A 23,382-nucleotide genomic window follows, 5' to 3' on the forward strand; every position below is an offset into this window, starting at 1 on the left:
AGGCATGAAGTTGGGCCTGTCGCCGGTCGAGCGCGAGGCGATTCTCGGCGTTGTCGAGGATGTCCGTTGGGGCAGAAAGGATAATGCTGATGTCGACCACGAAGTCCGCGCCGCAATCGACAGACTCATCAACACCGTCAGGTCGCACGAATTTCTGGGACATGCCAAAGGCGCAGAAACTCGAGATGCTGGCCAAGGCGCAGATGGTCGCGGACAAGGCTCTAGAGATGGCGGCAGCGCAGTCGGTCGCCCGGATGCGAGCGGGCGCAGCACAGCCGGTGCCCTCAGACAGCGATCCGGTGAAGGCGGACCCGATGGCGACCGAGGTGGGGAGCCGAACCGATCAGGCATGACACCGGCACCTCGGGCCAGTCAGGCGAGGCTTGCCCTCCTGCCGCAGCACCCGGAGGACGGGCACATTTTCCTATAAAGGGGACTCTCTAAAGGAAAATGTGCCCGTCCTCGTTGCCTACCGCCCCGGCGCCCAGATGGCCGCCCTCTTTTGAACCATTACAAAAATATCATCCCCGCGCCACGATGCGGTAACCCGGCTGCTGGCATTTTATCATCACAAGCTTCTGAGCCTCAGCCACTCACAAGTCTTCCTTCGGATCCAAGCGCGAACTTCCCCCCAAGATCGCGTTCCCCTCGAAAGCCCCCCGCACCATCCCCCCGGTGTGGGGGTTTTTCGTTTCCGGGACAGCAACGGCTGTTGCCCCGTGTATCTGATCGTGTCACGATTTCTGCCATTAGGTGCGCATAGGAAAACTTAAAGCTCGATATGGTTTAGGACAGTTCCAATTATGGCGGATGCTTCAACGAATGATCGTCTTCGGGAATGGCTGATCCGGGTATTCTCCCAAACGATCAGCAAGATTTCGAACGAAGAAGACCGCCACGAAATCTCAGACTGGCTTTCCAGATCGCGCGACGTCCTGGCCAGCGACGGCACAAAACGAGAGAAGTTCACCGCGCTCTATGCCCTGACTGACACCAAGAAGTCGGTGGGAATCGTGGCTCGCAGCGTCGTGGAGACGGTCAAGAACTTCAAGAACTCGGACCTTCCTCTGTCGGTCAAGATCGCCGTCCCGGTCACGCTGTTGGCCGCGCCCTTTGTTGGTGGTCAAGGTGCTGGGGTTGCTGCTCTGGGCGGCGCTCTCGGACTGCCGGTCCTGCTGCTGGTGTTCCTCGGGTCGGCTGGGATCACTTCCATCCTGGAGAGCTTGGCCAAGCACAAGGAAGCGGCGCCGTATCTCATGGGCGTTCTGGAGATCATCGCCCGCGACGAAATCGCCCGCCGGACCAGCGCCGAATTGAAGGCAGCGATGCGCGACGAGCCGATCGATTCCCGGCGCTTCACCATGCCCGCCGCCGAGGTGAAACTCCGCCAGAAGCTGTTGAGCATGGATCCGTTCGACTTCGAACTGCACGTCGTCAGTTTCTTCAAGTCCGAGGGCGTGAAGGCATGGGCAACCAGGAAGTCGAACGACCTGGGCGTTGACGGCTTTGTCGACCACCCAGACGGCCTGATTGTGATCCAATGCAAGCGCCACAGCCCTGACAATCCGGTCGGCGGCCCGCTGGTGCAGCAGTTCAAAGGCGTGATCGAGGAGAACGGTGCCGCGCGCGGCTATCTGGTGACCACCTCGAGCTTCACCAGTGCCGCGATGGAATCGGCGGAAAAGTCCGACCGCCTGGAACTGGTCGATATGGACGGATTGGTCCGGTGGCACAGCAAACCGCCCGCTTTCCCCCCTCGATATCCGCCATGACCCGCTTCGTTGTGGCGAAGCGGGCAAGAATCGAGGTTTCGGAGACCTCGCGTGGTCTCCGAGGTGCTGCGGTAGCGGGTTGCGCTGGATATTGACTAAGAGGCTGACGGACCATGGACAGTAAATATTGTACGATTCATTACAGAAGATTGCGCAGAGACGGCGATGTTTTCCCACAAAAAACACTTGCTAAATCAATTATCGATGCGATGGAAATGTCGCATAAGAATGGAACAAAATACTCTAAAGACTGGAGATTGCGTATTGCTAGCGTACCAAGGACGCCAGACTATCGAAGATTCATTAACGACTACCACTCTAATGATGAGGTTGTATTCGGAAATGTTTGTGTATTTACGCCAGGAGAGATGCAGGCACTTATTGAGATAGAGCGCAGAGAGGGTGCCGAGGAAGCCGGGCGGGTCCCCATTGAAGCTGTAGACATCGCTGAAGACCGCGCACCTGATGGAATGGAGTATTTACGGGGAATTGCATATTGGCTGGCTGTAAACGACCACTTCTTTATGATTCAGCACACTGCGATGCAAACAAAAGGAATGGAGGAATACCTAACTTGGCTTCTTCGTGACGAGACTGAAACCATAGAACGGGATCATTTTGTTGAATTGCAGGCGGCCTTTGATATCAGTTCCGTAGGCGGAGACCTAGAAGACGTCACAAGTATAGAGATCGGAGGATTAATTCCTGAGACCGTCAGGGATACCGACGAACAAACAGTTCACCCTGCACCCACATCGGGAAAGACGGTGGAGGTGGTTGAGCGAAGCACTGTCGGCGACCTTCGGGCCATGTTCGACAAAGGGAAAAAGATCATCGAAGACCTTCTTGGGCCGATGGAGGCAAAGAAGCTGATGGACAGCATCCCGCCAGACGCTGCTTTGGATGTTACTGTCAACATCGGCTACAGGGCGAAGAAGCGGAAATTTGAAAAGGAGTTCATGCGCAATCTGGCGTCTGGATTGCGAAATATGCCCGAAGGTGAGGTGCGTATCCGGGGGAAGGACGGGGCGATCAAGGGCGATGAAGCCCGCCTCCAGACCAGCATGCCGGTCAAACGGATCCGGGATGGCAGCATGCTGCTTGACCTTGTGGATGCCCGTAACCAACTGATTAGGGTGTACCACCGTTTCGTTGAGGATGGTAAGATCACGGCCTGAACAACACGGGAACAAGCCGATGAGCAGGTGGTTGCAGGTGGCTGTGCCCCTCGGCCTCGCGGTTATATCCCCCCTGGTGATGGAGCCGCGAAATTGGGGTGACATTCGTCAGGGAACGATGATGGCGCTCTCTGTGCTGGGCGCCGCAGTGTTCGTTCGTCTCGCGCGCGGCATGCCAATCACGAACACCGACTTCTTCGAAGTTCAGGAGATAAGAGACCTTTCTTTCGCCGTAAAGATAGTCATGAGGAGGATGATAGCTCTCATCATCCTTGCTTTTATGTCTATTATCGGCCTTAATTTTATCGAACTTTTTCTAAAAGCAGCATCTTCTTTAACCGTCGGACTTGAGGCAAAGGGGGTCATTTCAGGATTAATATCGGGCGTGCTGACTTTTTTGGTCGCCTTCACTCTAGCGAGGGCGGTGAATGTTGTTCGCGGGGACTATGATTTGGTCGAGTTGCAATCCACGTTGATGATCCGAGCGGTCGAGCGGAAGCATGCGAAGGAAGTTGCTGCGCGACTTGATGAGGCTGACAAGGCTTCACCCTTTATGCCCCGCGAGGGGTACGGAAGGCAGATACAACACTAAAAATCTGGACCCGACGAACGTTGCCGGTCCGGGGCGGCCGCCCCGTTGAGTAGCAGAAGCCGATCTGGCGGGGGTTTCATTCGCCCCTGCGCACGAACGATGGCTTACGACCGTATAAAGCCCTTTGTCGCGGCGAGGCCGAGCGAAGCGAAAACAACAGATTCTCTTTCACCTGCCGCATCAATGCCGCCGCCTTCCCAACTTCGGTTGCGCCCGCAGCAGTTCGTCACGATCAGGCACCACATCTCCCTCCATCGCAGGCCGGGCGGCTGTCATTCGACGGCGTGAGGCTGAATTTCTGCGGGCGGGCCGACGACATCGCACTCGTCCAGGACCGGGCGACTCTTCGCATCGGTCAGCGCCATTTCCAGCGAACCGATAATCCCTTCCGGCCCCTCATCGCCATCGCAAACAAAATCAACCGGATTGGCCGTCATCGACGTCGGGCACCCTGCTTCGTCATAGAAGACTTCATGCAGGCCGAACCATTCGCTCGGCTGGTGATGGCGGACGATACGGTAATTCCAGGTGGTCACGGCGTTCAGTCCTGATTCTGGGGAGGCATGCTTGACGGTCGTCACCTACTCCATGCGGAACGGAATGGCGTCGAGTGAGGACGGCGGATCGATTGGGAAGGCATCCTCCTCGTACCGCTCCACCAGAATGGCCAGCGCTTCGAGTTCCGCGCCCGCTGATGTTCCCGCCTCAGCGTCCAGCAGTTCGTCGATTCTTGCCAGTGCGGCCTTGTGATCTTTGGGGGTTTTGATCGTATTGACGTTCATAGCGTTACCTTGTGAGTCCATCCCATGCGAGGCATCGGGCCGACAGGGCCTCTTCAACCGCCTGTCCCCTTGTTGGTCAGCCGCGTCACGACGGGTTCAGGGCTCCCATTCCACCTATATTCCCAATGGTCACCCTGCAAGGCGGCGGGAACCAGTCTCGGGCGGAACACGGCCAAACAGTGCCCGCCTTGCCGCCGCACGCTGTCGTAGGCGATGCCGTTCGAACCGCCGCCCCTCAAGTCCGCCGCGAACGTCTGGGAGGCCGCGTAGTCGTTTGGGTCATAAAGTTCGGGCCGGATCGCCTGCTGGCCGCGAATGTCATGGAAAGCCGCATCGACCTCGGCGACAAGCTGACGCATCTGGATCACGGCATGAAGCATCCCCGCCTTGAGCAACCGTCGCCGGTTGTGATGAGCCGTCTCGGCAATGGCGGTCTCAAGGTCGAGGGCGCAATACCATGCCCCCAAATCTGGACCGGTGAACCGGCCACCCTCGGGACTGGGGTAGCAGAACGCGGCCATGATGGAAGTGGCACCCTGCACCCCCGTTACCCATTCCGATTGAGGCAGCATCTCCAATTTCCCGACCTCGGCCCCAAGGCGGTCGGAGGTCCAGCCTTCCAACTCGAACAAGGCCACCAAATCGTCCCCGCTCGCCACCGAATCGAAGATGCCTACAGGTGGATAGCGGGTTGAGACCAGCCGGTGCGTGATCCCCGCCACGCGGGCAACCGGCGGCGTCAATTCCAAACGCCCCGCCATGCATCGAGATAGCGGCGGACCCGGTACAGGTCGTCGATGCTGCCGACCAGCATGCGATCCAGCGGCGATTTCCCGCCAAACACCTTTTCATCGTTGGGCTGACGCAGCCACGTCTGGCCGTTCTCGTCCTCGGCAAACAGCAAGGTCAACGCCTTATGGATGCCCAGCACCAGCGAGATGCGTTCAAGCTGATCGTAGGACAGCGGACCATGCTTTCCGGCTTTCCAGTTATGGAAGGTCGACTCGGGCACGGAGCCGAGAAGGATGCGCTGGCTTTTGGCCGCCAGCTTCCATCCATCGGTGATGGCAAAGAACGCCCGCAGCCCAGGACCGGACAGCCGCCGCCGGACAGCGGGGTCGAGCCTGTCGGCAAGGGTCGTCACCCTGGGGGGCGTCGGGACGTGGTTTCCCGCTTGTGGCATGATCTTCCCTCCCGGAAAGCTCCAAATCTGGAGTAATCATGGGACACCGCGTTTCGAGATGCAACGATGGTGAACGAGGGGATGTGTCGTGACACGGCGATTTCGTGCCGATCTCGCCCCGAAAGGGGGACTTCACCGAGGGCGGATCGATCCCAGCTACACCGCCGCCATCGCTCCATCGGGAAACAGGCGGGCGAACACCACCTGACGCGGCACCCTGGCCCGCACGGATATCGACCGGGACGAGCCCTGAGCGATCACCCGCAATCATCCCCCGTCACGCCAAAATTAGGGACAGGCTAGGGACAAGTCTAGGGAAATTGACAAAAAACTGGCTAGAGCTTGTCCAGATTTTCCGCTAACTGATTGGAATAATTGGCGTCCCGGAAGGGATTCGAACCCCTGACCTACGGTTTAGGAAACCGCGCATCTTAACCTAAGCAATTGATTTAATTGATTTATTAATCAAGAACAAACGGAGAATTTGGGCAGTCTGGGAGGAATTTCCCCAAACGGAACCCCAAACAGATATTCCCCCCTTGCGCCCGCCTGAATTAGTGTGTATAAATCAAGTCATAGAGAGCGATGACGCCTCAAGCCGCACCTCGGGAAATCAGGGGTAGAGAAACGAAAATGACCACCATCATCCTCCCCCACAATCATTTCGATGCCGACCACCTCGCCACCGTGACCGAGGAAATGCAGACCCTCGGCGCTCCGGCCATCAAGGCCGTGTGGATGGGATGCCACGGCGCTTGGGTCGCCCTCGAAGGTGCCCACCGGCTCCGCGCCGCCGCCGCCCTGGGCCTGACCCCGGAAATCGAAGAGATCGAGTGGAGCGACACCGTTACCACTGACGACGTGGTCCCCGGCTCTTACGACGACACCTGGACGATCGAGCAGATTTGCGACGATGCCCACACCCGCGCCGCCCTGAAATTCTAACCCCATCGGCCCGGCGGAAACGCCGGGCCTCTCCGGAGGAATCTGCTATGACCCACGACAATCGAGGCCGTATCACCGTCGATCCTGACGGCGACTGGCGCACCTATTGCCCGGTCCCGCCGCGTGGATACACGATGCTCGGGACCATCACCCGGGCCAGCGGAGAGACGGGCGCCCTGGCTCAGACCCAGGTCGGCGTCTATGTCCAGATCACCGGGGGAGCCGTGCGGACGCTCGATCAGCGCAAGGTCGCGGTCGCGCTGGGTGTCTCCACCCACGGCGGCGGACGCCCCGGCGCGGGACGCCCCACCGCCGACGGAGCGACCGGGATGCAGCGTAAAAACGTCAGCCTCGATCAAGCGACGATCGACGACGCCCGCGCCCTGGGCGAGGGGGATTTGTCGCTCGGCCTGCGCCGCGCCGTAGCGATCGCGGGGGAGAATCGTGGCTAGGGTCGCCACCATCATCGGCGAGACTGCGGACGTCTGGGGCGATATCTGGGACGTCCGCGAGCATCGCCCGACCGATCATGGATTTGATTTGTCGCTGGGCTGGCCGCAAGGTATGCCGCGCGGCCGAGGCGGAGCAGGCAGTCCACGCGCCATCGTGACCCCCGACGTCGCGGCCTATCTGGAGAGCCTGCGCCACACGCCCGCGCAAATCCGCCTCCCATGCGGGCGTGGAGCGATCATGCGCATGCGCCGTTTGCTGGGACACGATTGGCGTGCCGATCAGTGGCTATGGTGGTCTGATCGTATTGAGGACCTCGCCACCATGACGACGGACGAATTTGCCCGCGAGCATAGCGTGTCTGTCGGCGCGATCAGCACCAATCGTCAGGCTTTGCTGGGCCGTCGCTGCCGCGAGGCCGGGTGGTGGCGGGACGAGTCTGTGACGGCTATCCTAATGTCAGATGCACCAATCTCGTCCATCGCCGATGATCTCGGGATCGCCGCCGGATCGGTCCGCAGGCTGCGGCATGTTGCCAGGACCCGCATGACAGAGGACCGATGCGGCAATCTGTCATCATCGGAGATCAAGCATCTATTAGATGAGGGGCTTACGCTCAGACAGATCGCTCAGCGAGCGGGGAGGTCCTTTGGGACTGTCGGGTGGTTTATCCGCGCGAGGAATTTGCGCCGAGATTTAATCTCCCCTGAACACGCGCCATCAGGTCCGAGCGGTCGTATGGTTGGGACAATCACAATTGAGCAAGCGCGCGATATGCGGGCTAATGGGGCGACATACAAAGAAATTGGCGATGTTGCAGGCGTCAGTTGGCAATCTTGTTATACGTCATTGCGTGGGAGTGACTCTTCGGTCCGCAAGGTCGTTCGCAACGCCCGAGCAATATTACAGAGCGATGATGTTAAGGCCATGGTTGAGCGGGGAGACAGCTTTGTCGATATTTCCCACGCAACCGGAATAAGCCTAGGCACAATTTATAGACACATAGCGGCATATAAGCCACAACACCGCCGTCCACCTCAACCAAGCTCGCCGCGCAAAAGAATAGACGCAGTTAAATGCGGAGACCTAACCTGGGATGAGGTTGTTGCCATCCTGAATCAAGGTGGGTCAGTATCGACGATATCCAAGGAGACGGGAGTTAGTATCTCAGCGCTGAGAAATGCGCTCTACAAGCGCGGACTCAAGCAACGCCGCGTCAAGAATCAAAAAAAGCCGCCGACCCCGTAAGGGATCGGCGGCAGACACATCAGATAGACATGCGATCGATCAGATCGCTCCGACGCTGGCGGAGACCGTCGCCAGCTCGGCCAGGGCGGCGGCAATTGCCTCGGGCGGGGGATCGTAGCCGCCATTGACGGCCACCACAGCGCCGATCACCGCAGGCAGGGATTGCAGCGCCCCGCCGCCCGCCGCGATCAGCGCCACCTCGGGCTCGACATCCGACCCGTGGGCCGCGTCGAGCAGAGGGACGATCCGGCCGATCAGATCGGACACCGCCGCGATCGCGGCCGACTTGGCCTGATCGCCGACACCGCCCCCGGCGGTCAGCACCTCGATCTGCGACCGGACACCGCTGGCCAGCGCCAGGGCGCCAGCGCGGATATCGGCCCGCACCGCCTCCGACAGGCCGGGCGTCGCCGCCGTCTTGACCGCGACCTGCTCGACCGCGATCGCCGTCTTGATCTCGACATAGGCGGTCTGCGACGCGCTCCACTCGGTGCCGCCGGTCTGTCCGGTCCCGGCGCAGGCCGTGAGGCCCAGGGACGCCAGCAGGGCCACACCCAGCACCAGGGAGGCATGACCGCCCTGTCCGTCCTTGCTAGCGGCATTGCGGGCATGGCCGACATTAAGGGCCAGCCACGACAGCAGGCGGCGCGGCCAAATCCACCACGATCCGGTGGCGGGCTGGGGAATCGCGGCATCGAGCGCCGAGGCCGCCGCGACGGCGACCGGCACGGCCAGCGCCGCGACCGGGGGAGATACCCCTAGGGCGGCCAAAAGCGTCATCAAATCAATATCCATAGGGCTCATCCTCGCTCGGGACACAAAAAAGCCGCCTCGGACGATCCGGGCGGCAACTCATTGAAATTCCTTGTGACAATTTTTTCGGCAGATAGCGTGCGCTACCCCCGGCGGATCATGTCGGCCAGCCTGGCGGCACGGTCGCCGACTTGGCCCGCCCATTTGCTGTTGAGCGCCTCCGCCGCCGCGCCGGGATAGTCCCCGATCGACAGGGCGTAGAGCATCCGCTTAAAGCCCAGCAGCCGGGGCAGGCCGAGGTTAAAGCTCATATTAATCAACGCCCGTTGCCGGGCGTCGGACAGACCGCGCCAGTCCCAGGGCAAGGCGCGGTCGAGACCAGCGGCGGCAATCGCGATATCCTGATCGAGCCAACGCTCCGCCTGCTCCTGTGTGCAGGTATCGCCGCCCTGGACGCCATCGGTATGGCCGTAGCCGAGCGTCAACTTGCCCGCCGAGCAGAGATAGGCGACGAGGCGCAGCGCCTCGTCCCGCCGCAACTCGCACCGCAACTTAGGCATGTCATATCGGGGCATAATGATCTGTCTCCGGATGGGTCGTGGCGTGGCGGACATAGGCCGCCAGCACCTCGATCAGAGTGAGAGCGGCGGCAACTCCGATCGGGCGGCCGTCGCTATGGATGCGGCACCCGTCCTCGGGGTGCCATGTGGCGTAGGTATCGATCCGGGGCGGCGGGATATCGGCAGACATCACCCCGCCCCCGTCTCTCCGCCCGGCGTGGGCGGGATCGCGGCGGTGCGAGAGCGCCAGACACGGACCACGACGATCTCCAGTCCCCTCGGCCCCAGCCAGCCCAGCACCACCCCCACTCCGGCCGCCTGTCCGGGCGACAAGGCGAGGTAATCGACCAGAGCCCAGGTGAGGAGCGCCATCGCCCCGATCGTCGGAGCCTCTAAAAACATTTCGCGCGACCACAGCCGCCGATGGCCGCGCCGGACCTGATCGGCGTGCCACGCCAGACGCCCCGCAAGGACGCTGGCAACGATTAGGCCGAGCGCGGCCCCAGCGGCGCGCAGCCAATCGGGGATGATAGACAAGGGCATGATGGGGAGAGCCTTTCGAGCGGGCATAAAAAAACCCGCCGGAGGCGGGGGCAGAGAGAGGCGGATGCGGACGCGATCACGACGCCTCGGGCGGGGCATCGCCGCCCGGCTTCGCAAAATAGGGGTGGGCCTTGATCTGGGCGAACTCGGCTTTCATCGCCTCGATCGTCGCGCTGTTCCCGTTGGCGGCATCGAGATGCGCCTCCATCTGGCGACGAACAGGCCAGCGGATGTCGTAGGCCATCCGCCGCTTGGTCACATACGCGACGTCAGCCGGGTCCAGGCTCTGCGAGCCCAGTTCGGCCGTGATGGTGGCGATCAGGGGATCGATCCAGGAGGTCATCGGGCTTACTCCGCGTAAAGGGCCGGGGCGGCAACACGCTGGACTTTGCCATTTCGCGCAGCGATCCGCCCAGTCAGCGACACCCCGACCGGCTGACCGGACAAATTGGCGCGGGCACGAATCAGGGTATAAGTGCCGTCATATGCGGCCAAAGCGGCAATCGTCGCGGGCGCAAAAGAGGCCCCGCCGTCACGGCTGATCTCAGCGGTCAGATCGGTCCCAAGCGTGGACGCACCGCTGTCGTCGCGGTAGAGGGCATACATGTCAGCGTATGCCGGACTAGACGACAAAGCCACGGGGCTTGGCGGCATCAAAATCATGTCTGCCCCACCCCCCGGTACAGTCCAGGCGATACCGGTAATCTGGGCGGAGGTACTGCCACCCACACATAATTGTAGCGGCGCGGCGCTGGTCTGACTCCAGGTATAGGCGATTACCCCGTCTTTGCGGAGGGTCAAAGTTGCCCCTGATCGACCGATTGTCCATACAGTCGTCGCCGATCCACTCAAGGTTGTAATACCGACGGTCGATCCATAACTGACCTTAGGAGACGTAACAACATCTCCGCCAATCCACCATGCGCTCGGCATGGCCATCATCCCGCCCGCATCTCCAGCGGCCGAGAAATTGCTAACAAGACTTGATGGGTAAACCCCGAAATATATATCCCAGACGGGGCCGTAATTGCTGCAACCAGCAAGACTAAAGCTTACACTAAAGTCACCATCAAAAGAATTTATGCTATGAAGGTTCGCATTTGTATCATTTGATGTGATATTTGATCCACTATATGTAATAGCAGATGATCCGGCCCATTTCCCAGATGACGACAATGTTGTGATATTTGCAACATTGCTGTAATAGCTTAAACCACCCTGGACGTTAAGATACGTCGCATTAGAGCTAGAGGCCCCCCACTCGTCCGACAACAACTCCCACTGCTTACCCTGGACTAGAGCGCCAGACGTCACGGCGCTATTGAGCATCGATCGCATATTTGCGAGCGCGATCTGATCGAGCAGCCGCGAGCCGATCCGACCAGCAAAAAGCTGGGACAGGCTGATCCGATAATGCCCACCACCAGACGCGATCGCGATCTCGTCGCTGTCACCGCCCGCGCCCAGCGACGGCAGGCCGGGGATATTGATAAACCGCCCGGCGGCAAAAGCCGATGCGAGCCGGGCGTAAGCCCCCCCATCGTCGGGGAGGCCCATCCGGTCGATCAAATGGGAGACCTCGCCGTTTGCTCGTGCCCCCATCTTGGCGATCGCCTTAGCGAGCTGGCCGAGGTCCGCATCGTCAAGCGACGGGTCCATGCCGGCCGCCGTCAAAACACCAAGCATCTCCGCGTTGATGACGTTAAAAAAAGACGCATCCACGCCAGACCCGCCCATCGGATCACCATTATGGTAGGGCGTCCCCGGCGCGGTCCCAAACGGTTGGACTGCACGCATCGCTTACTCCTCATAGACAAAAATGACATCGACGTGGCTATGCGCCCGACGGCGGATCATGCATTCCAGGTCCTGGGCGGCCTGGATTTTAAGCAGCGGATCGACCCCCACTTGCGATACCCCACAGCGGAATCGGGTTTTACGCGGGCCATGGACGACGACGCGGAGCGCGAAGGCGGCGGCACGGGGGTTAAGCTCATCGCCCCCGCAGCGGGACACCCCGCACCGGAAGGGCACCCCCGCCGTCACCGTCGCCGAATATCCGAGACTGGCCGCCAGCCCCTCGAAATCCGAGACACGATGCCCGATCGAGCAGCCGAGCCACTTGGCCCCCACCGCCGCCTGCCGCTCGGGAATCGTCGTGGCCCGACCTGCCGTGCAGATATCGGGGAGGCCCGCCTCGGCCTCCCGTGTCGCCAGAGTCTCCCGCGCCCGCCAGGGCAACGCCTCCGCCATCAGGGCATCAAACCGGGCATGGAGCTTGGCCCACAAGCTCGCCTTGGACCGCAGCAGCTTGCGGCCCCGCCCATCGGCGGCGCGGAAGCCGTCCCAGGCCGGACCCTCTGGCAGCAGCTCGACAAGCTGTTGCTCATAGGCATCGGTCAGGGCGTCCAGCGTCGGATCAGACATAGGACACCGCCCCCCGCACCGCGATCTCATCGATCAGGCAAGCGATCGTGTAATTGGGGTCGAGCGCATCAAACGAATCGGCCCCGGCCGCCGTCGTCACCGCCTCCGGCCCCCAGCTCCAGCGCCACGGTTTGCCGGGGGTCGCGCGGCGGACATGGACATCGCGCAACTCCGCCTCGATCTCGCGCCGAATCTCCGGGGTATCCGGGGTCAAGCCGTGGATCACATAGGGGACCGCCTTGGGGATCGGAGCCTTGGCGTAAATCACAGCCGGATCGGGGGCCTGGGCGAGCAAATGGCGGTAGACCGCCAGCACGTCGCCCGAATAATCCGGGGCGCCCGCGCCGACCGGGATGCCATCGGGATAGGTGCTGTCCATCATAAACAGCACCAGCACCTCGCCCGAGCCACGTGCCCCGCGCCGGACCCAGGCACGGGTTACGCCCGGCACCTCCAACGCCCACGAGATATAATCATCGTCATTGCCGCCCTGGGGCGGAGAGCGCAATCGCGACACGATCCGCGCCTTGTACTCATCCTCGGTCTCGGCAGGGGTCCCTCCGGTCAGGCCGGGGGCCAGGACCAGCCCGGAGGAATCGAGCCCCAGGATCGGCGTGGTCAGGGTCACGGCAGACCCGGCGGGAGCATTGCCCCCAGTCCCAGAGACGACGCACGACACGGGCAGATCGACGATACCGCCCGCGACCGTCGCCCCGGTCACCACGCGCAGCTCGATACCACTGTCGAGAGTCATGATTTGATCGGCCTGGACGTCGCGACCGTCAGCCCCAGTAAATCGGACCTTGCCGGTCGCCGTCCCCGCCCCCTTGGGATCGCCGATCAAGAATCGGCCCCAATCCAACAGACGCTGCCCCTTGGCGCGGAGCGGTAAAAAAGACGCCGCCTCGGTCTCGATATGGGCACTCAAGGAATGCGCCATCTCGGCATCAAGCTCGGCCAAACGGGCATTGACGCTATCGTCCGCGAACTCGCCGTATTGCTTGACATAGGCGGCGCGGCGGTCGGACAGCCACTCCTCAAAGGTCGGGCGGCTGAATCCGGACTCGGTGGTAATCGGCATCGCGCGGTCTCCTGCGGGATCAAATCAGAGAGTCAAAATCGACCGACATTTCCCGGCCATCCGGCAGGATCAAATCCGCCACCGCGGCGATTGTGGTGATGCCCCGGCGCCAGACCCGGACCTGATAGGAGGCGATCCAGTCGGGGACCAGCGTGGCCAACGCCTGATCCAAATAGGATTGGGCATCAGCCAGAGTCCGCGGAGTAATAATGCGGCCGGTGAGCAACCAGCAGAGCGAGCCCTTACGGCCCCTGGGGTCGTATGGATCGGCCCAGTGCCCCTTGCGGTCGCCGTCAAAGCCCGGCAGAGGGTCGCCCTCCCGAGCCCGGCCCCAGGACAACACCGCCGCAATCACGGCGGTATGCACCACGCCATCATCCAGCGCGGGCTGGTCATCATCATCGTGGACCAGATCGTATCGGCGGGCGTCATCATCCCAGCGGACCTTGAGATCAGCCATCTTTTGGCACCTCCGGCGGATGGATCGGCTTTGCCGTCCCGGTCGATCCTGTGACGTAATCGGTGCGGGTGTCGGGGGTCCACACGACGCCATTGCCGCCGCAATCCATCGCCAGACGCGATTTGGCGTGGATTTCGACCTGACCGCCCTCAAGCCGGGCGATGTTATCGGCCTTGACGATTGCGTCCTTACAGGTGATCGCGATCACCCCCCCGCGTTTGAGGTGGATACGGCAGCCGCCGTCCGGATCGTCGGCGTTATAGAGGCAGGACTCGCCGGGCTGGAGATCATCCGGCTGATAGCGCGGATCGTGCGGCGGCAGGGCATAGCGGAGGTTAGGCTCGACCGCTAATAGCACCGTCTCGGCATCCTCACCAGGGACGATCCGGACGGCAAGCCCAAAGGGGGTCAGGATACGGATACCCCCCTTGCCCTCCCCGGCCCGGCCCGAGAGCTGACCGCGATGACAGCCGCCGACGATCGCGTCCCGCACCACCGCCGCCGCGATCAGCATGTTGCCGACGCGCCGGGTCAGTCGTGATAAATCCATGGATTTTATCCTCGATAACCGGATTTAGTTGCTTTGGCGACGCTGGCCCATTTGCCGCTTTCTTCTCCGCCGCCCTTTTGGGGGATCACCGGCTGCGGCTCCCACGCCTCGGGCGGCTCCAGCGTCACCACGGCGCGGCGACCGCGCTCGTTAATCGCCAGCGACACCGAGGTAATCAGCAGATCGCGATACAGACCGGCATTGTCATCCTGGACCGGGGCGATCAGCCCGATATCCCATAGCGACCCGCCCTTGGTTTGCCGCCAGCCCCGGACCCCGTGGACCAGCCGCGAGCCCTTGCCCGCCCGTCTCGCGCACTCCCATTGTGCCAGACGGCGGCAATCCGCCGCCGATGCCTCGCCCGGCGGGTTAATGATCTTGGGCCGATACCGCCGCACCCCGTCATCGCGGGCTTTACCGCTGGCGCCGACGCGGCGCGCCGCCGATCCGCCCTCATCCTCTCCGGCAATGCTGGCCCATTTTTCCCCTGTCCCCTCGGACTGCCCCTTGGCGACATAGAGCGAGAATCGCTTACTGCCGTCCTCCTCGCCGTCCGACTCCAGCACGTTATTGCGGGGATCGGGAGCACCGTCAGGGCCATCCAGATGGACCAGGGACGCCGCCGCCCGGACCAGACCGGGTCGGGTGGCGATCAGGACTCCGGCGGCGGTATCGTGGACGATCAGGCCGGCCGAATGGGCCAGACGCTCGACCGCCTCGAACACCTTCTCGCCCTGCTCCAGCTCGAAATTGGGGACGATCCGATCAAATTCAGCGGGCACCCGGATCGGGACAGCAAAGGGCGTGGTGACCAGATCGGTCAAAATCCGCGACAGCTTGGCCCGGGTCCATTGCCCCGGCGAATTGAGCGCCGAGCAATCGACCAGATCGCCGGTCACGCTGCGGATTTGGACATTGACGCCATGTTCCTCGGCCGAGCGGGTGCGGTTGATTTTTTCGATCCAGCCCACCAAAACCGGCGTTGAGACCGAGCCCATCCCGATCAGCACCTGGACACCATCCCCGATCCGGATCGGGAAACGTTCGATCCCACGCTCGCGCAGTCGTCCCCGCCCGACCGCGACCGAGGCTGTCGAGGCGCAGGCATCCAGCTCGCGGGTGATTTGCGCCGCCTGCCAAAAGGACAGATCCGCGCCTTTCATTTCGCCCGAAATCATCACGATCCGGACGATTTCGGACTCGTCCACATCGGTCGGATAGACCGGGGCCGGATAGGCTGGATACTCATCCATCGAGATACTCCAAAGGCCGCCCGGCGGGGACAAAGGCCGGGTTTGAAATACCGTTGCGCTTGACCAGATCATCGGCCTTGCGCCCATCGCCCAGCAGGCGGTGAGCAATCACCCGCGCGGGCAGAACGACATCAAAGGTCGCTGTCCGCACCCGCGCCGAGGGCGCCCGAGCGGCGACATCGCGGATCACCGCCTCGCGCAAGGCCCGCGCCGCGCCGTAAACATCGTCATCGCCGACCCGCCCGGCCTCGATCATCACCACATCGATCCGGGCCACCGTGGCGTCACGCTGCGACTGCGCCTGGTCGTGGCTGTCCCAACTGGTCGCGGCCAGGGCGCGGGCTTCCTCGGCCACCGCCATCCGCCGGACCACCGCGATCATCGCCGACTGGTTCTGGGCCTGCGCCGCCCGACTGGCGGTGACGGGCTGGATTACCGGGGCGTCCGACCCAAAGGACGACAGCCCCGCGAACGCCGTTCGCGCCGCCCCGGCATCGCCAAGACCGGCCCGGCGATGATAGGAGCCCCCAGAAAAGGCCCGGAACAGCCGAGACAGGCCATCCCCGATCAGGCCGGAGGTCAGGCTCCCCGGCAGGGAGCCGGTAAAGCGCTGCCACTCGCTGCCCGCGTCGACGACACCGATCGCCGATGATGTGTCCAATTGCGTCAGGCTGGTGCCGCTCAAGGTCGAGGCCGCGCCGATGGCAAAGCCCTTGGCCGCATCCAGCACATATTGAGGACGCCCCTTGACCGAGAGAGTTTTAAGCAGCGAGTTGGCCGATACCTCGGACATTTCGTCCGCCGCCGTCTCCACCCCCGTTGCGGTATCCTCGCGCGACAGCGGATAGCGGGTGTCGCCGGACTCCTCAAAAACCGCCGAAAAAACCGAGACGAATTGCCGGTCCTGATCGTCCGATAGATCGTAGGACCGGCAAATGACCTGCCAGTCCTTATGCCAAGGATCGCGATAGGTCCCTGGCCCGGGGACATCTTCGAATGCCTCTAACAAGGCCGCGACGCGACGGGCGCAATCGGCTGCACACGCCTCGTCCGAATCACCCTGGCCGATAATCAGTCCCTCGACCCGGAATACCCGGACCTTGCGGCCCAAATCCTCGCCGTCCGGCTCGTCGCGCTGCGGGGCCTCGTGACAGGGGCCGCGCCGTCCGCCGCCCCGGTTCCGTTTAAGGACGTGGAAGGGCACCCCGCGAAACGATGCCTCTGCCTCCTCGACTTCCAGGCGCTTATCCATCCGTCACCCCATAAAAAAAGGCACCCGCCGGGGGTGCCTTGATGAAAGAAACGGCCCGGTCAGACCGGGGGACCGGGCGGGGGCTTATCGAATAGATCGCTGGCCAGTGCCCTAGCCTCGTCGCCATCATGCCGCCCCGGCTGCATCGCCAGCGCGATCCCGACCGAGGCGAGCAGGAAGAGAGCCAGCAAGCCCAGCCCGAGCGACCAATATCCAGGGACAAAAAGCAAGATCAGACCGGCCAGGAAAAGGGAGCCGTAGACAAGCTCCATCAGCCCGACCATCACCGTCCGCGCCGGGACGGGAGGGGCTGCCGCCCCGCTAAGGGCACGGGGCGACCGCGCCCGCTTGCCCAGAGCAACACTGTATGACAAGCCCGTCCCCGGAAGCCCGACCGTGGCCCGAGGCCCGCGCCGACCGAAATTGACGGTCGCCCCCGGCTTGCCGACCGAGAGGCTAGCCCCCGTTTTACCCAGATTGATTTTCAGACCCGGAGCGATCTTGATCGTCTTACGAACACGAAAAAAGCCCATCGCCACCCTCCCAAAACGGGTATCGACGATGCTGCCCTCGCCCGCGCCTACGGTCAATCACCTTTCCAGCGCCGACAGGACACCCTGCCCCAGCCCATCCCCCTTGCCGCCGCCGCTGTACCAGTCGCGGCCGGTCCCATCAAATTCGGCGAGGTGAGAGACATAGGCCGATTTGATCGGGCCGCCCTTTGCCGACTTTAACGCCTCGTCCAGCGCTTTGATAAATTCACGCCGCAGCACCTTGTCCGCGACACCCTGCGTCGTCACCCCGAACGACCAGCGCGGCGGGATTTTGACCGACGCCTGTAGGGTATAGAGCAGGACAATCGGCAGGCGCTTGTGGTCGCGCCGGATAAACAGCCCCTGCTTGCCGTTTTTCATTTTAATGATAAACGGGAGGGGCTTGGCGTACTCACCCCCCGGTTTGCGATAGCGCCGCGTCGCCCGCCCATCGGCCTTGCCCACCGCCTTCATCAGTGCCTTGGGCCGCATCCCCTTTTTGATCTGCCCCTCGAAGCTGCCGCCCTCCCTGACCTCTAGCGAGGGGATAAACATCGTCGGGCTTTTGGCCGGGCTGCGGTCGCCGCCCGCCTCCTGATCCTCCATAAACCAGTCTTTGGTGTAAACCATCGCGACCGGGCGTGATTTGGTCGCGAACGCCGTTCGCAGCCCTTTGGCCACCCAATCACGCCGCAAGGTAAAGCGCGAGGGCAAATCCGCCTTTACCCGCTCCTGCCCCTCCGCCGCCGTGCGGTTGAGAGCCAGGACCCAGGCAAAGGGGACCTGCGTCGCCTCTAACTCGGTCAGTTTTGAGGCGATCTCCTCAAGATTGGAGGTCGAGTGGATCTGTAGCATCGCTCACCCCGTTCCGGCGGTCCCCTTTCCGGTGGCCAGATCGGTCCGCACCGTCAGCCCCGCCCCCTGTTGTTTAACTCCCTCGACCTTGGCCGGGGCCTCGGACAGGATACGGACGGTGAGGTCCGCCTTTGACTGCAACATCACCGGGGGCGGGATTGCGACGTCCCCCCGCGCCGGGGGTGCCGCCTGATCGACCGAGCGCGGCCCCGTCGCCGGGGCATCAGCAATCGCAGCGGGAGCAGACCCGCCCGGCGCGGACGGAACCGCAGGTTTGGGGACTTCACCGCCAGGGGAAAAGCCGAGTTGCTTGCCGATCCAGCCGATCGCGCCCTTACCCAGCGACGTTACTTTATCAACGATCCCGTCGATCATTTTTCGGAAAGGCTCCCAGGTGTTGTAGAGGGTGACGCCCAGTCCGACCAATGTCGCGATCGCCAGGATGATGGCCCCGACCGGATTGGCCGCCATCGCGATATTGAGCGCCTGGACCACCCCGATTCCGGAGCGAAGCGCCAGCACGAAAGACGAGATCATCGCGACGATACCACCGCCAAAAGCCAAGGCGAATTTGACCGCGACCACACCCAGGGCGATACCCAATTGGCTGATCGCCGCAATCAGATGGATCGTCGACATGATCGGCCCGGAGACCATCATCAGGGCGGCACCGGCCAGCACCGTTGTCCACCCCCCGATTGCCTCGACACAGCTTTGGACGGTATTGGCAAAAGCCAAAACACGGTCGGACGCATAGTCAAAATTGATCGATTTGACGCCGCCAGTCACCCGGGCGACGAGATCGCCGATAGCCTTGGTCAACTTGGGACGCGCCGCCACCAGCCAAGATGAGGCATTATCGACCAGGGGCTGGAATTGCGGATAAAGCTTATTGCCCAGCGCGGTTCCGAGACCGCTGGCCGCCCCCTCCAATTTATTGAGCGACATCGCAAAGGCGTGGGCCGCCGCCAGACTCTGGTCCGAGGTGATGCCGAACGATCTGACCTCGCCCCGCAGAGCCTCGATTTTGGCGCTCCCCTGCGACAGCAGAGGAACCAGGGTCATCCCCGCCTCTTTACCCAGCAGAGCCGAGGCGACCGCTGCCCGCTGGGCCGCGTCGGGGATCATTGCCATCTTGTCGGCCAGCTCCATCATCACGACGTCGGTCGCCTTGACGTGGCCGGAGGCGTCGCGGAGCTTGATCCCGAGTGCGGCAAAAACCTCCTTACCCTTGCCGGTTCCATTGACCGCCTGACCGATTGACCGGGTCAGGAAAGACATCGAGCCAGTCAGCGTATCGGCGTCGACGCCGGTCTGTTTGGCAACGTAGCGCCATTCCTTGATCGACTGCCCCGAGATGCCAAGGCGCTGGGACAATTGATAGAGCGCGTCGCCGTTGCGGGCGGCGCTAACCGTTAGCTTCCAGAGACCGGCCGCCGTTGTGGCGGCCCCCAATCCGGTCATCGCAAAGGCGGATTTGAGCCCGCCCGCAATTGTGCCGGTGATCCCCGCAGCCGCCGAGCGCACCCCGGACAGGCCGTCGATCACCCGGTTGATCCCCAGATCGCGCCCCATCGCGGCGACCTGCCCCCGCATTGCCGCCAAACGCCCAACTACCGACCGGATCGTGCCGGTCGCATAGTCGGCGGCGCGGATTGCCAGGACGACCGCATATTCTTTTCCCGTCGCCATGGCCTATCCCCGCTACGACGCCCCATCCCCGTGGATGAGATCGTTTAATTTTCGGTTGTAGGAATCGGTCGCCTCGACCGCGCGGACGAAATCGATCAAATCCATTGACTTGATTTCGTCCGGCCGCCAGTGGTGCTCGCACATCAAGGCGTCGATTAGGTCTCGCCAGTTTCCAAGGCCGCGGCCTTGGGCGGCCTCGGAAAAAAAAGCCCCATCGTCAGGGAGGCACGGGTGAAATCGATCAGATCGAGATTTTCCAGGTGGCGCGGCATGATCTTGACCCCGTCCAGGACCGGGACCAGCATCGAAGAGATCATCTCCCGCACGATCGCCATTTGCGCGCCCTTACCGGTGGCAATATCAAGGATAGCCGCCTTGGGACGCCGGAATTCGAGCGTGTCGAACTCCATCGGTTCGGCCTTTTTCCCGCCCGCGCCGATCATGATTTCCAGGGGGTATTCGAGCCGCAGCAGTCGATTGCCGCCCGCAAGCTCGTCCATCCACCCGTCGAGTTGGGCGCGGACCTCATCCTCGTCCAGCTCATCATTGGGGAGCGGAATCATCAAAAGACCTCCGTGCAAGCGGGTCCGACGAATTTGCACTTGATCGAATTTTTGGCCCCATCAACCTCGCGCGCGCCATCCAGCCAGCCCTTGGTCAAGGTGACGGTGCGATCCTCGCAGCGGAGGATCACCGTCTCGCCCTTGATCTGGACCGCATCGGACGCCTGCCCCTCATCGAGGCGGATCGTCACCTCGATAAAGGGGATCACCCCCTCCCCCTCGACACCGAGAAAGCCCTTGCCGCCCTTGATCCCCTTATAGGCGCGGGTCTGGGTGTTGTAGGTCGCCGATTCTTCGCACGCAAAAGAGGTTCCGCCCAAATCGACGCCCAAGACGCCTGCAACAGTAGTCATGTCGTCATCCTCCCCTACGCGGCATCGACCAGATCAGACGGCCATTGCAGGCTGAACTTGATCTGGGCCGCGAAAGTAATCAGCGGATTGGCAATATCCGGCGTGTAGATCATGTTGATCCGCGTCGGATTATTGGGATCGCGCCCGACCTGGAACAACTTGCGGAAGGCCGCTTCGTTTTCGACCAGACCCGCCGTTTTCAGGACCGAGTAATGGGCGAAAATCGTTGCCTTGATCTTTTTCGGGCAAGTGCACGGGATCGCCGTGTCAACGACTTCCGCCGTCTCGTCATCGACCAGGATGCAACGGGTTGCGATAAAGCGATCATAGACCAACCGCTTGATCGTATTGACGATCAGGCCGACCGTCGCCGGAGTGGTGATGTCGAGCCAGGTATCGTCGCGGTCGCCCGAGGCGTTGCGCTGGTAGAGCGTGATCATCCGGTCGATCACCATCGTCTGGGCCGGACCCTCTTTGACGGTGGCGATGCCCGACCACAGCAAATCCTTGCGGTCGCGCGCGCTGAAAATGTCCTGCTTTTCCGGCGCGCGCTCTCCGGTCAGCATCAATTCGTGTAGCGGCCGGGCCGGGTGATTGGCGAGCGACCGGGCCGCCTTGGCCGCCAAACGCGCCGCCGTCTCGTAGATCGGGCCGACCGTCCCGAAGACGCCCGAGCAGGTGATAAAGCGGTCATTGCGCGCCGAGCCGAAAGTCTTGAGCTGCGACAGGGTGCCGCGCCGCGCCGTGATGCCGATCCGGCCCCACAACTCGCGCTCGGGCGACCACATCGCCTCAAGCTCGGGCGACCACGCCGACAGAGTCGCGGTGTCCGACCATCCGCCCAGGACGTAATAATAATAGTCGCGGTTCTGGACCGCCGCGATCGCGGCAGTCTGGTCGGGGTTGGCCGACCCGCCGGTCAAAAATCCCAGGCCGGTGACGGCGATCCCGGCAGGCGTCGATTCGCCGCCGAGATCCCCCAACAGATTGATCGACAACTTAGTCTCGTTGCCGATCTCGCCCTTGTGGCGGCAGGTAATCTTGACCTCGCCCGCCGTCGCGCTGGTCTGGGCCGCGACGATCAGATTGGTCTCGGCATTGATCGCGGCGGCAAGAGCGGTCGCCAGGGTCGCGGCGGTATCGCCGATCCCGACGCCGATCTGGACGCGATCAAGGCCGACATACAGATTGATCTGACCGGCGGCGGTCGCCGTCCCGGCGATTAAAATCGATTTGGTCGCAGCGACACCGGCCGGATTGTCAGACAGACCGATCACATCAATCGGCGTGGTGCTGTTGCCCCGGCGAAACGCCATCACCATCCGGTGGGAATGGGAGCCGCGCCCGAACAACGCGGCAGCGGCGGATCCGTCGCCCTCGACCCGCATCGGGACACCGGCCACCGCCGTCCCCGCCAGCATTTGCGCGACGATCACTGCGCTCTGGGTATCGGACTGATAGCCCGGAACGCCTTTGACCTCGATTTTTACGCCCGAGGTGCGCTCGTCGGCGGCGATTTCATCAAAAGCGCCAGACGAAAGGGTCGTTTCGGCCATGTTTTACACCTCCTGAGGGGCGGGTTTGGCCACCGGCAGGGCCTCGGTAACCTGGATCAGGTCGCCAAAAACGCCCCCTTCGACCCCGCCCGGCTGCCCCAGAGGGGGCAAAAGGCGGCGGATCAGGGGGGTTTTGACGTCCGGATCGGACAATTCGAAGGGGTCAGGGGCCGGGAACGGCCGTCTGGTGACGGGGTGAAGCACCTGAAAATCGCTGTTTTCCGCCAAAAACGCGGGGTTCACGCGCACACGCATGATGATTAATCCTGTTTTGGGGTCAAATCGGCGGAAAACTCAGGGTTTCCGTCGCCGTCGACATCGATTTGAAGGGTGATCCCGCCGAGGCGGGGCGCTCTGGGGCGGTATTCGGTCGGGCGGCGATCCCTAAGCCGGATGGTCACCACCTCGCCCGCAAAGGTCTCCTCCCCCCGGTGATCGAGGAATTGCCGGGCGGAAAAATGCGGATAGCGCTCGAACCGCGCCATCCAGTCCTGATCGCGAAACAGCAGATCGATCACCGCCTCGCTGATCGCCTCGGCCTCGACATCAAAACCATCGGCCTCGGTAACCCTGACCTCGATCGCCAGGGTATGGGTGGGCTGGTATTGAGCCGTCCCACCCGTCACCAGGGCCGCGCCGCCGTCTTTTTCGGGGGCGTAGAGGCAGATCGCGGGCAACTTATCCGGGGTCAGCCGCTTGACGCGGCTGCGGTAGATGCGGTCCCCAACCTGGGGGATTTGCCCTTTGAGCCGCGCCTCGATATCGATCAGATGCTCGGTGCGACTGGGCATGACACCCCCC

31 protein-coding genes and 1 tRNA gene are annotated in these 23,382 nt (G+C 62.4%); 7 read left to right on the plus strand and 25 right to left on the minus strand.

What is annotated here, in order from left to right; genetic code table 11:
- The first annotated feature begins 89 nt into the window (after window positions 1-89).
- The 4 genes from K678_RS11130 (at window position 90) to K678_RS11145 (ending at window position 3,542) form a co-directional block, all read left to right on the plus strand.
- Window positions 90-353 carry a hypothetical protein gene (locus K678_RS11130; protein WP_155804527.1) on the plus strand — a complete coding sequence of 88 codons (264 nt, stop codon included), beginning with the start codon at window positions 90-92 and terminating at the stop codon, window positions 351-353.
- A 450-nt stretch (window positions 354-803) separates the two neighbouring features.
- Window positions 804-1,772, plus strand: a complete 969-nt coding sequence (locus tag K678_RS11135) for a restriction endonuclease (RefSeq protein WP_021132549.1) — start codon at window positions 804-806, stop codon at window positions 1,770-1,772.
- Between the two features lie 113 nt (window positions 1,773-1,885).
- Window positions 1,886-2,950 carry a hypothetical protein gene (locus tag K678_RS11140; protein WP_155804528.1) on the plus strand — a complete coding sequence of 355 codons (1,065 nt, stop codon included), beginning with the start codon at window positions 1,886-1,888 and terminating at the stop codon, window positions 2,948-2,950.
- A 19-nt stretch (window positions 2,951-2,969) separates the two neighbouring features.
- On the plus strand, window positions 2,970-3,542 hold the full coding sequence (locus tag K678_RS11145) for a hypothetical protein (protein ID WP_021132551.1): 573 nt from the start codon (window positions 2,970-2,972) through the stop codon (window positions 3,540-3,542).
- Window positions 3,543-3,814: 272 nt separating this feature from the next.
- Here K678_RS11145 and K678_RS11150 read toward each other — a convergent pair whose 3' ends face one another.
- The 5 genes from K678_RS11150 to K678_RS18655 form a co-directional block, all read right to left on the minus strand.
- Window positions 3,815-4,123 (minus strand): hypothetical protein, encoded by a 309-nt coding sequence (locus tag K678_RS11150; RefSeq protein WP_021132552.1) that lies wholly within the window; start codon window positions 4,121-4,123, stop codon window positions 3,815-3,817.
- Window positions 4,124-4,324 (minus strand): DNA-binding protein, encoded by a 201-nt coding sequence (locus K678_RS11155; RefSeq protein ID WP_021132553.1) that lies wholly within the window; start codon window positions 4,322-4,324, stop codon window positions 4,124-4,126.
- 53 nt (window positions 4,325-4,377) lie between these two features.
- Complete coding sequence (locus K678_RS11160; protein WP_039852872.1) at window positions 4,378-5,067, minus strand: RES family NAD+ phosphorylase; 690 nt, start codon at window positions 5,065-5,067, stop codon at window positions 4,378-4,380.
- Entirely contained in the window at window positions 5,064-5,507 is a 444-nt protein-coding gene (locus K678_RS11165) for an MbcA/ParS/Xre antitoxin family protein (RefSeq protein WP_081673244.1), read from the minus strand. Before K678_RS11165 ends, K678_RS11160 begins: the two co-directional genes overlap by 4 nt.
- 376 nt (window positions 5,508-5,883) lie before the next feature.
- Window positions 5,884-5,958: transfer RNA gene (locus K678_RS18655), tRNA-Arg, on the minus strand.
- A gap of 182 nt (window positions 5,959-6,140) precedes the next feature.
- On the opposite strand from K678_RS18655, the gene K678_RS11170 reads away from it, so the two are divergent.
- The 3 genes from K678_RS11170 to K678_RS18660 are packed head-to-tail and all read left to right on the plus strand — an operon-like array spanning window position 6,141 to window position 8,150.
- Entirely contained in the window at window positions 6,141-6,452 is a 312-nt protein-coding gene (locus tag K678_RS11170) for a hypothetical protein (RefSeq protein ID WP_021132556.1), read from the plus strand.
- 47 nt (window positions 6,453-6,499) lie between these two features.
- Window positions 6,500-6,904: a hypothetical protein gene (locus tag K678_RS11175; protein WP_021132557.1), complete on the plus strand. Its 405-nt coding sequence runs from the start codon at window positions 6,500-6,502 to the stop codon at window positions 6,902-6,904.
- Complete coding sequence (locus K678_RS18660) at window positions 6,897-8,150, plus strand: MalT transcriptional regulator family protein (protein WP_155804529.1); 1,254 nt, start codon at window positions 6,897-6,899, stop codon at window positions 8,148-8,150. The genes K678_RS11175 and K678_RS18660 overlap by 8 nt, the downstream gene beginning before the upstream one ends.
- Before the next feature lie 39 nt (window positions 8,151-8,189).
- On the opposite strand, the gene K678_RS11180 is transcribed toward K678_RS18660, so the two are convergent.
- From K678_RS11180 to K678_RS11275, 20 genes are all read right to left on the minus strand, one after another.
- Window positions 8,190-8,930: a hypothetical protein gene (locus tag K678_RS11180; RefSeq protein ID WP_155804530.1), complete on the minus strand. Its 741-nt coding sequence runs from the start codon at window positions 8,928-8,930 to the stop codon at window positions 8,190-8,192.
- Window positions 8,931-9,046: 116 nt separating this feature from the next.
- Entirely contained in the window at window positions 9,047-9,463 is a 417-nt protein-coding gene (locus K678_RS11185) for a glycoside hydrolase family protein (RefSeq protein ID WP_021132559.1), read from the minus strand.
- 1 nt (window position 9,464) lies between these two features.
- Complete coding sequence (locus tag K678_RS11190) at window positions 9,465-9,653, minus strand: hypothetical protein (protein ID WP_021132560.1); 189 nt, start codon at window positions 9,651-9,653, stop codon at window positions 9,465-9,467.
- Window positions 9,653-10,006 (minus strand): phage holin family protein, encoded by a 354-nt coding sequence (locus tag K678_RS11195; RefSeq protein ID WP_021132561.1) that lies wholly within the window; start codon window positions 10,004-10,006, stop codon window positions 9,653-9,655. Before K678_RS11195 ends, K678_RS11190 begins: the two co-directional genes overlap by 1 nt.
- A gap of 76 nt (window positions 10,007-10,082) precedes the next feature.
- Window positions 10,083-10,349: a hypothetical protein gene (locus K678_RS11200; protein WP_021132562.1), complete on the minus strand. Its 267-nt coding sequence runs from the start codon at window positions 10,347-10,349 to the stop codon at window positions 10,083-10,085.
- A 5-nt stretch (window positions 10,350-10,354) separates the two neighbouring features.
- The gene (locus K678_RS11205; protein ID WP_021132563.1) at window positions 10,355-11,803 is read right to left on the minus strand and encodes a hypothetical protein; all 1,449 of its coding nucleotides are present in this window, start codon (window positions 11,801-11,803) and stop codon (window positions 10,355-10,357) included.
- A gap of 3 nt (window positions 11,804-11,806) precedes the next feature.
- Window positions 11,807-12,433, minus strand: a complete 627-nt coding sequence (locus K678_RS11210) for a putative phage tail protein (RefSeq protein WP_021132564.1) — start codon at window positions 12,431-12,433, stop codon at window positions 11,807-11,809.
- Entirely contained in the window at window positions 12,426-13,514 is a 1,089-nt protein-coding gene (locus tag K678_RS11215; protein WP_021132565.1) for a baseplate J/gp47 family protein, read from the minus strand. The genes K678_RS11210 and K678_RS11215 overlap by 8 nt, the downstream gene beginning before the upstream one ends.
- Window positions 13,515-13,533: 19 nt before the next feature.
- A complete protein-coding gene (locus tag K678_RS17750; RefSeq protein ID WP_021132566.1) occupies window positions 13,534-13,974 on the minus strand; it encodes a phage GP46 family protein in 441 nt (146 codons plus the stop codon).
- Window positions 13,967-14,524 (minus strand): phage baseplate assembly protein, encoded by a 558-nt coding sequence (locus K678_RS11225; protein WP_021132567.1) that lies wholly within the window; start codon window positions 14,522-14,524, stop codon window positions 13,967-13,969. Before K678_RS11225 ends, K678_RS17750 begins: the two co-directional genes overlap by 8 nt.
- 5 nt (window positions 14,525-14,529) lie before the next feature.
- Window positions 14,530-15,777, minus strand: a complete 1,248-nt coding sequence (locus K678_RS11230; protein WP_021132568.1) for a phage baseplate assembly protein — start codon at window positions 15,775-15,777, stop codon at window positions 14,530-14,532.
- Window positions 15,770-17,029, minus strand: a complete 1,260-nt coding sequence (locus K678_RS11235; RefSeq protein WP_021132569.1) for a DNA circularization protein — start codon at window positions 17,027-17,029, stop codon at window positions 15,770-15,772. The genes K678_RS11230 and K678_RS11235 overlap by 8 nt, the downstream gene beginning before the upstream one ends.
- Before the next feature lie 59 nt (window positions 17,030-17,088).
- Window positions 17,089-17,619 (minus strand): DUF4236 domain-containing protein, encoded by a 531-nt coding sequence (locus K678_RS18230; RefSeq protein WP_021132570.1) that lies wholly within the window; start codon window positions 17,617-17,619, stop codon window positions 17,089-17,091.
- Window positions 17,620-18,417 carry a phage tail protein gene (locus K678_RS11245; RefSeq protein WP_021132571.1) on the minus strand — a complete coding sequence of 266 codons (798 nt, stop codon included), beginning with the start codon at window positions 18,415-18,417 and terminating at the stop codon, window positions 17,620-17,622.
- A 3-nt stretch (window positions 18,418-18,420) separates the two neighbouring features.
- On the minus strand, window positions 18,421-20,109 hold the full coding sequence (locus K678_RS11250; protein WP_021132572.1) for a phage tail tape measure protein: 1,689 nt from the start codon (window positions 20,107-20,109) through the stop codon (window positions 18,421-18,423).
- A gap of 155 nt (window positions 20,110-20,264) precedes the next feature.
- A complete protein-coding gene (locus K678_RS11255; protein ID WP_021132573.1) occupies window positions 20,265-20,672 on the minus strand; it encodes a hypothetical protein in 408 nt (135 codons plus the stop codon).
- On the minus strand, window positions 20,672-21,025 hold the full coding sequence (locus K678_RS11260) for a phage tail tube protein (RefSeq protein ID WP_021132574.1): 354 nt from the start codon (window positions 21,023-21,025) through the stop codon (window positions 20,672-20,674). Before K678_RS11260 ends, K678_RS11255 begins: the two co-directional genes overlap by 1 nt.
- A 14-nt stretch (window positions 21,026-21,039) precedes the next feature.
- Window positions 21,040-22,581, minus strand: a complete 1,542-nt coding sequence (locus tag K678_RS11265) for a phage tail sheath subtilisin-like domain-containing protein (RefSeq protein WP_021132575.1) — start codon at window positions 22,579-22,581, stop codon at window positions 21,040-21,042.
- 3 nt (window positions 22,582-22,584) lie between these two features.
- A complete protein-coding gene (locus K678_RS11270) occupies window positions 22,585-22,836 on the minus strand; it encodes a hypothetical protein (protein ID WP_021132576.1) in 252 nt (83 codons plus the stop codon).
- Between the two features lie 5 nt (window positions 22,837-22,841).
- Window positions 22,842-23,372, minus strand: coding sequence for a hypothetical protein (locus K678_RS11275; protein WP_021132577.1), 531 nt, complete (start codon window positions 23,370-23,372; stop codon window positions 22,842-22,844).
- Window positions 23,373-23,382 lie beyond the last annotated feature (10 nt).

This window comes from Magnetospirillum fulvum MGU-K5 (genome assembly GCF_000442515.1).
Taxonomy (GTDB): Bacteria; Pseudomonadota; Alphaproteobacteria; order Rhodospirillales; family Magnetospirillaceae; genus Phaeospirillum; species Phaeospirillum fulvum_B.